Annotated in this window: 6 protein-coding genes and 1 riboswitch; of the genes, 5 read left to right on the top strand and 1 reads right to left on the bottom strand. The window is 37.5% G+C overall.

Features of this window, described 5'->3' with window-relative positions:
- Together BN986_RS23545 and BN986_RS23540 are read left to right on the top strand one after the other, a co-directional pair.
- Positions 1–1,721 (top strand): ABC transporter permease (locus tag BN986_RS23545; RefSeq protein ID WP_040984835.1); only part of this gene is annotated, 1,721 nt, incomplete at its 5' end.
- 493 nt (positions 1,722–2,214) lie between these two features.
- Positions 2,215–2,793 carry an LOG family protein gene (locus tag BN986_RS23540; RefSeq protein ID WP_040984833.1) on the top strand — a complete coding sequence of 193 codons (579 nt, stop codon included), beginning with the start codon at positions 2,215–2,217 and terminating at the stop codon, positions 2,791–2,793.
- A gap of 65 nt (positions 2,794–2,858) precedes the next feature.
- Here the strand turns inward: BN986_RS23540 and BN986_RS23535 are convergent, their stop codons facing one another.
- A complete protein-coding gene (locus tag BN986_RS23535; protein WP_040984832.1) occupies positions 2,859–3,536 on the bottom strand; it encodes a cyclase family protein in 678 nt (225 codons plus the stop codon).
- Between the two features lie 184 nt (positions 3,537–3,720).
- Positions 3,721–3,821, top strand: a riboswitch (purine riboswitch).
- Positions 3,822–3,991: 170 nt separating this feature from the next.
- On the opposite strand from BN986_RS23535, the gene BN986_RS23530 reads away from it, so the two are divergent.
- The 3 genes from BN986_RS23530 (at position 3,992) to BN986_RS23520 (ending at position 8,208) form a co-directional block, all read left to right on the top strand.
- Positions 3,992–5,296, top strand: a complete 1,305-nt coding sequence (locus tag BN986_RS23530; RefSeq protein ID WP_040984831.1) for an NCS2 family permease — start codon at positions 3,992–3,994, stop codon at positions 5,294–5,296.
- A gap of 441 nt (positions 5,297–5,737) precedes the next feature.
- Positions 5,738–6,424 carry a YehR family lipoprotein gene (locus BN986_RS25950; protein WP_187378614.1) on the top strand — a complete coding sequence of 229 codons (687 nt, stop codon included), beginning with the start codon at positions 5,738–5,740 and terminating at the stop codon, positions 6,422–6,424.
- A gap of 1,070 nt (positions 6,425–7,494) precedes the next feature.
- Positions 7,495–8,208: a gamma-glutamyl-gamma-aminobutyrate hydrolase family protein gene (locus BN986_RS23520; protein WP_040984830.1), complete on the top strand. Its 714-nt coding sequence runs from the start codon at positions 7,495–7,497 to the stop codon at positions 8,206–8,208.
- Positions 8,209–8,229: the final 21 nt, after the last annotated feature.

Below are 8,229 nucleotides of genomic sequence, written 5' to 3'. Positions count from 1 at the left end.
CCGCAGGGATTATCTATGTGTTTTCTTTGTTCTTTGTGCTTTATTCGATGAGTTCATTCTTACAGTCGCGGAAAAGAGAATTCGGCTTATTGATGATCCAGGGAATGAGCATGAAACAAATCCGCTCCATGGTTTTCCTGGAAAATATGTTTATCGGCCTGCTGGCTACCATTGGCGGCATCGGATTAGGTCTGGTTTTTTCCAAAGGTATTTTATTGATTGCTGAAAATGTACTCATTATTGATAATGAACTGCCTTTTTACTTTCCAACCCAGCCTATCCTGCTTACGTTTGGCTGCTTTATCGTGTTATTTTTCTTGATCTCTTTATTTGTGTCGTATATTTTACGGAGCCGTAAATTAATTGATTTAATCAAAGGTGATAAAAAGTCAAAAGGCGAGCCAAAAGCAAATGTCTTTTTAACCATCTTAGCAGTTCTCCTGCTTGGAACAGGGTATGTTGTTGCTTTAACAGTCGAGGGACTAGAAGTGTTTGCTGCTTTAGTTCCGGTTGTTATTGTTGTCATTATTGGGACGTATCTTCTGTTTACACAATTAAGTGTATTTCTCATCCGGCGATTAAAGAAAAATGAGAATGTTTTCTGGTATAAGACAAATATGATTTTATTATCCGATCTCTCTTTTAGAATGAAGGATAATGCAAGATCATTTTTCTTAGTAGCAATTATTTCCACTGTCGCGTTTAGTGCCATCGGTTCGTTGTATGGGTTTCAGTCTTATCTTACTGCTGGAATAAAACAGGTGCATCAAACTACTATTTCCTATCAGGACTATGAAACTGGAAATGAAGAAGCAAACGTTTCCTATATTGACGAAACGCTGCAGGAAGCAAATATGGACATGGATAAGGAGCAAATAACGCTTCATTACTATGAATTGCCTGATGAATCACGAATTTTTATTACTAAGGAATCCGATTATAATCGAATTGCCGATTTAAGTGATAATGAAACACTCCAGATAGAAGATGGAGCTACTGTTTTGGTAAGTCCTGAAATGATTTTGCTTGGTATCGGTGGGGACATTTCGGATTTAGAGGAAGCGGATATACTAAAGGATGCGGTGCTTGAATTAGATGGAGATACTATTTTAAAACCGGCACACTTAGTATTATCCAATGTATTACCTTCTACTGCAGAGTACTATGTTGTTTCTGATCATGATTTTGAAAGCTTGCCCCAATCTGCGGCAGAGGAGAATTACTATGCCTGGCAAGAAGAGGGGGATAATGAGATTCCTTTACAGATTGCAGAAAAATTAGATAAGGAATTATCTACAGAAGGAATCAGCATAGGTCAGTATGAAGAATATGTAGTAAATAAAGCTTATGGACCAATTCTATTTGTCGGTTTATTTATAGGAATCGTCTTTTTCGTATCAGCCGGAAGCTTTCTTTATTTCCGACTCTATTCTGATTTAGATGAGGATAAGAAAAAATTCCAGGCAATCACGAAAATGGGGCTGACAGAGAAAGAATTGAAGAAGGTATTAAATAGACAAACTGCGCTTCTTTTCTTTGCACCAATTGCGGTAGCACTCGTTCATGGAGCTGTAGCATTGACTGCATTGTCGAATATGTTTTTTTACAATCTAGTAAAGGAATCTGCAATGGTGCTTGGTCTGTTCTTAGTTATTCAAATCGTCTATTTCTTTATTGTCCGATTTTATTATATCCGGCAGGTGAAACAAGCTTTGCGATAATGGAATATACAGCGGAGAAAGCTCCATACACAGCTTCTATTGTATGGAGCTTTCTTTAAGAGGAAGTTCAAAAAGTCCAATAAAAATGACACGGCGAATTTCTGCGTTGGCTTGCTTTTCCGCTACTCACGTATCTAAAAACATAGAGGAACTTCTGTTAAGACCGTCCACGTCCTGTGGACAACACAGAAGTCATCACATCCTGTGAAAGTCCGTTCCTCAAAGCTGCGCCGCCTTGAACTTTCGACGCACAACTCTTTACGATGGGACGAGTAATCGCAGCCCCAACCCCAGGACGTCGCGAACTTAGCCGACTTGGTCCTATTTATCGGACTTTTTGAACACGCACTTTAATAGAGTTTCATTTTGGGGCTGTCATAGCCATTCTATATACTTTAGGTTAGTATACACAATGTTGAAATCTTATAGGGTTACATTGTAAAATGAGTTATTTTTCTATAAAATATGAGATGAATGAAATGGGGGAATTTGTATGCATATCGCTGTTTATTGCGGCGCAAGCCTTGGTACAGACCCGGCTTATCAGGAAGCTGCCAAAAAAGTTGGAAAGTGGATTGCTGAAAAAAAGCATACATTAGTGTATGGCGGTGGAAAAGCTGGATTAATGGGCGTTGTAGCGGATGAAGTATTAGCAAATCAGGGAGAAGCTATTGGGGTTATTCCGGATTTCTTAGTGGAAAGAGAGCTGAGTCATCCGGGTTTAACCACATTAGAAATTGTTGATTCGATGACCATACGGAAAAATAAAATGATTGCCTTGGGTGATTGTTACATAGCTTTACCTGGTGGTCCAGGAACATTAGAAGAAATCGCAGAAGTAATATCCTGGGCAAGAGTCGGTCAAAATAATAATCCTTGTATTCTTTTTAATCAGAATGGATATTATGACAGTTTGGCGAGGTTGTATGATGAAATGGTAGATAACGGATTTTTATCAAAGCAGGATAGAGAGCGCATTTTGTTTTCTGACTCTCTGGAAGAAATGGAAGCATTTATTTTCAGCTATACGCCTCCTGAAATACGGCAATATACAACAGAGGTATCAAGTTAGGAAAATTTGGTGAGCAGGTTAAGTCAAAAGCACCTATCTGTAAGTTTAGACAGGTGCTTTTTCGTCTAGTCTGCAAGCTCGGCTAAAATGGTACAAGGTCCGCTATCTAACCCTTTTAAAAGAAGCGGGAGGGCATATACGCGTTCAACCCCAGTTAAATCTTCATCTAATTTCATATCTTCAATAATTAAAATAGCACGATCATCGTCTCTTCCTAAGCCTAGTACAGACTGATGGAATTCGACACCGTGCGGATTAACATTCTGTGCACCTGCGGCAGATGGGAGATCCATGCCAATAGCTTTTATATTTGGAAATTGCATCAGAAAATCTCCGGCATCTTTGGTAAAACCAGGATTATGCTGGCCATAGCGTTCAGCATCATCTCGATATTTATAAAAACCAGTGCGAACAATAATTAAATCACAGGAAGCTAATTGTTCAGAAAAAACTTCTAAATCTTCTTTCGTAATTAACGCATCGTCTGATTTCGGAATATCCGCTACAAATACGCTTTCATAAACAAATGTATCAATTGGATTTTCCCATAATTGTTTTCCTTCGGGGTTAAAATGATTTGCACCATCCATATGTGTTCCACAGTGATTGATAGCTAAATAGAAGGATTGATTAAATACATCCCCACGATCTGTAGAAAATTGCGGCCACATACTGACAGGTGGATTTTCAGCGAAACGTGGTGTATCCACTCCCAATGGATAAGACAAAGCGATTCTACGCATTTTAATGACTCCCTTCAATAGTATTCTATTTTTAATCATACTATTAAATGTTGGAATATTCAATTTTCAAATGGATATCTTAGCATTTTAATACGAAAAATGTCTATCAACGGATATTGAAGGTGACAACAATGTTTTTTGTTCGTGTTTTATTGACAAATAATAGGCATATTAGTAATATGATAATGTGAAATTAATAGAAATGCGTATAATTTCGGGGATAAGGCCCAGAGTTTCTACTAGACTACCGTAAATGGTCTAACTACGCAGCGGGAATAATTTTGATTTTAGATTATCATCTGCTGTTCCTATAGAAACTCTTAATTTATATTAAGAGTTTTTTTATGGAATAAGCGCTATTTAAAAGTACATAATAGGGCTGAATACATAAAATTGTGGAGCTTTTCTATCGAAGTGAGTATACAAAATTCCTGTGAAAATGGAGGAAAAAGTTCATGAGTAAATTTTTTGAGTTTGAAAAACTGGGTACAAATTTTCGAACTGAGTTTATCGCCGGTTTAACGACCTTTTTAGCAATGGCTTATATTTTATTTGTTAACCCGAGTATTTTAGGGGAAGCAGGTATGGATCAGGAAGCAGTATTTGCTGCAACGGCAATTGCAGCTGCTTTTGGTTCGATTATCATGGGGGTTCTTGCCAAATACCCGGTAGCGCTTGCTCCTGGGATGGGACTGAATGCATTTTTTACGTATACCGTAGTAATTGGTTTTGGTGTTCCGTGGGAAACGGCACTTGCAGGTGTTTTAGCTTCAGGAATTATATTTATTGGTTTAACCTTAACGGGAATTCGTGAACTTATTATCAATGCCATCCCGCCAAGTCTAAAACAGGCGGTTGGAGCCGGGATTGGTTTATTTATCGCTTTTATCGGCTTAAAAAATGCAGAAATTGTTCAGTCTGATCCATCAACAATTATTGCACTTGGTGATTTATCATCCCCACCCGTGTTATTAGCTATTTTTGGAATTGCTGTTTCTGTGATTTTGATTACGATAGGTGTGAAAGCAGGTATTTTTTATGGAATGATTATTAGTTCCATTGTTGGAATGATTTTTGGATTAATTCCAGTACCATCTGGACTTAGCGGAATTGTCAGTAGTGCACCAAGCTTAGCTCCGACATTTGGACAAGCTTTTATTCATTTTGATCAGATTTTTACGATGCAAATGCTGATTGTTATTTTGACATTCTTATTTGTGAATTTCTTTGATACGGCAGGAACTCTTGTTGCGGTTGCGACAAAAGCAGGATTAATGAAAAATAATAAATTACCAAGAGCAGGTAAAGCACTCTTCGCAGATGCATCAGCAAGTGTCGTAGGGGCAGCTGTCGGTACATCTACAACAACTTCATTTGTAGAGTCTACCTCAGGTGTAAGTGTAGGTGGACGTTCAGGGTTTACAGCTGTTGTTACAGGTCTGTTCTTCTTATTAGCATTATTTTTCTCTCCTTTACTAAGTGTGGTAACGAATGAGGTTACTGCTCCAGCATTGATTATTGTTGGTGTTTTAATGGCAAGCAGCTTAAAGGATATTCCTTGGGATAAATTTGAAATTGCTGTACCAGCCTTTTTTACCGTGCTAATGATGCCGGTGACAGCGAGCATAGCTTCTGGTATTGCGATTGGATTTATATTCTATCCGATTACTATGCTTGTAAAAGGACGTGCGAAAGAAATTCATCCGATTATGTATGTCTTATTTGTTATCTTTGCGCTGTATTTTATCTTTTTGACTTAAATAAATCGGGATATATTGATATGGAAACAAAAATAGTGACTTCGGCAGGAGTCACTATTTTTGTTAAGGATAATATCAGTTAAAGCATGGAGGAGGATTTCTATGCTTTTTGCGTTTTAAGAAACATGAACTAAGCTCCCTGCGGCTTAAGTAAAGATATTACCTGAAGACTTTGTAAAATCAAATTTTTAATATTACTAGGAAAAAAGAATTATTTCCTGATTTTTCTGATTGATGAATTGACTATGGTACTGTATAAAAGTAGCTTGAGGTTAGAAAATTTGCTGGATAGGAAAAATGGTTTAATTTTAAAAAATGATATGAATCAGAACAGATGAATTTATAGCTTTGGACCTATTGTAAACCAGTTTGAATTTTCTTATGATTGTGGAATAGTGAAAAATGCTATTATTAACTACTGAAGAGAAAGGAAGAGCAGATATGAAAAAATGGCTAATGCTATGTTTTGCATTACTCCTTAGTGTTGTATTGGTTGCTTGTGGATCGGATGATTCGAATGACGATGAAGACACGAATGATAATGATACTGCAGAAGAAACAACAGATGATGATGCCGAAGATGAAAATGAGGCTGACGAAAGTGCAGATGCTGAGGAAGATGCTGCTGCAACAGAAGAAAATGACGCCGATGAAGAAGGGTCAATTACAGGTTCAGAGGAGGATGCAGACGCTGAAAATGATGCATCTGCAGAATCTCAAGATTTTGACTTTGATCCAAATGGTGAAAATACGATAACACTTCAATTAGAGGAATCTGGTGTTATTGTAAAACTTACTTATAAAGCAGATGGTGACATGGTTTATGAACAGACTGCAGACAATGAGATACCTTATGAAACAATAGGAGCGACTAATCAAGAAGAAGCAGAAGAAATCATGGGTGGCTATACAGAAGAATATGAAGGAATTGAAGGGGTAACCCATGAATTTGAATACTTGGATGATAAAGTTGTTGAAAGTTTAACGGTAAATTATGAAGAAGCTGACGCAGAAGAAGTAAGTCAATTAACAGGAGCTGAATTTGATGGAGGAGACTTAAGCCAAGGCGTGAGTCTGCAGCAATCAGTCCAGTTATTACAAACTCAAGGCTATGAAATTGTTGAGTAGAAGGTATCATGAACAAATAAAGAAATATAAATAATGAAGATAGAGATCAAGGTCCTTTCATATTATGTTGACAGAGGACCTTGATTTTTCATTTAACCTCAAGATTTTGAATTTATTATGATCTCAACTATTGCACCTAAGAATAAGCATATATATCTTGCTGTTTCAGAATTATCAAGTTCTTCTTTATTATGCTTGCTTTTTAGTTAAATCAGCTTTTTTTGAACGAATGATAGTGTATAGCTTCCGCTCCGTCCAACCACTCCGCTTAATTAGGATTCTACAGCGAAAGAATGAAATAACATCTTGTTGGGTTGGACGAAATAGTATATCTATCGCTTGATGACACGATCATTCCGTTATTTCAAATAGCTGGTTTAGCAGTTCGAATCAGGACAGCATAGATAATTAACATCAAGAATAACTTTCATGCATAAAAAGTAATCATTGCTGAACATTTTTACCATGCACTACGAAAAATCTTTTCTGTCTGAACTACCTTTTATTTGTTCAGCTTTTTCACATATAGAACACCTAACTAGCGGAGGCGGACCGTTTTGACTCCTGTGGGATCAGCACCATCTGAAGATCCACTTTTGCCAAGCGTTCTTCTTGGCAAAAGTTAGCTGAAGAGCGTGCCCCTAGGCAGACTAAAGTCGCAACGTCCTGTTGCAACGTCTGCACTAGTACGTCCTGTACGTCGGAAAGCAAAACGGTCCGCCACAGCGGTGCTATACACCTCACCTGCTATTCTTTAGCAAGGAAGTTTTCAAAGGAACGATCAACTCCTATTTCTATAGAAATGAAGTTTCTTTTTAAAGTGCGAAAGTTGAATGATGGTTAAAATCTTGAGATCCTGCAACTTTTCATTATCAAAAATATAAGTCAGCTTGATTTTTACCAGGTCTTGTTCTGAAGCTTTCGTTTACCTCCATTCGCTATATCTCCTCAATGTTTTTAACCTGTTAATGCGGACGGAAGCAAAAAGTTTTCTTCAATTAATTTCAATGCATGACGGAATCATGATTGTTCTTGGTTTCTTCATAAAAAATATACAAGGAGGCAATGAGATGAAACCGGTTATTGGTCTAACAGCATCGATGGAAGTGGCAGGAATGGAATATAAGATGAATCTTCGAAATGTAAGAGCTATTGAACAAGCTGGTGGTATTCCAGTCATTCTGCCGTATTATGATGATTATCAGGAGATTGCTGCATTGCTTGATAAATTAGATGGTCTCTACCTTCCTGGAGGTTATGATATTGACCCATCTTTATTTCAGGAAGAACCGCACCCTCATCTAGGTAAAATCATTCCAGAAAGAGATCGTTTGGAGAAGGAAGTTATCTCTTATTTTTTAGAAAAGGATAAGCCAATACTGGGTGTTTGCAGAGGATGCCAAATTTTAAATGTTGTTACTGGCGGAACCATGTATCAGGATTTAGATTCGCAATATCCTGATCAGTTGATTCAGCATACCCAAAAAGCAGCTTTTCATCATCGTTCGCATTCTATTAAAATAACACCTTCGACTCTATTGGGAAAATTAGTGCAGACAGAAAAAATGATGGTGAACAGTTATCATCATCAGGCAAATCGTTCTCTTGCGGAAAATTTTATGGTTTCTGCTACGGCGGAAGATGGCGTGATGGAAGCTTTTGAAAGTAAAATACATCGATTTGTATTAGGAGTGCAATGGCATCCTGAAGGGCTGATTAATCTTTCCGATGATCCTTCACGAAATATTTATCAAGGTTTCATTCAAGCATGTAAGGGAAAATAGCCTATTAAAAGGGAGTGTGCT

It is taken from the genome of Oceanobacillus jeddahensis (genome assembly GCF_000750635.1).
Lineage (GTDB): Bacteria > Bacillota > Bacilli > Bacillales > Amphibacillaceae > Oceanobacillus > Oceanobacillus jeddahense.
This window is presented reverse-complemented; position numbering and strand designations above follow the sequence as displayed.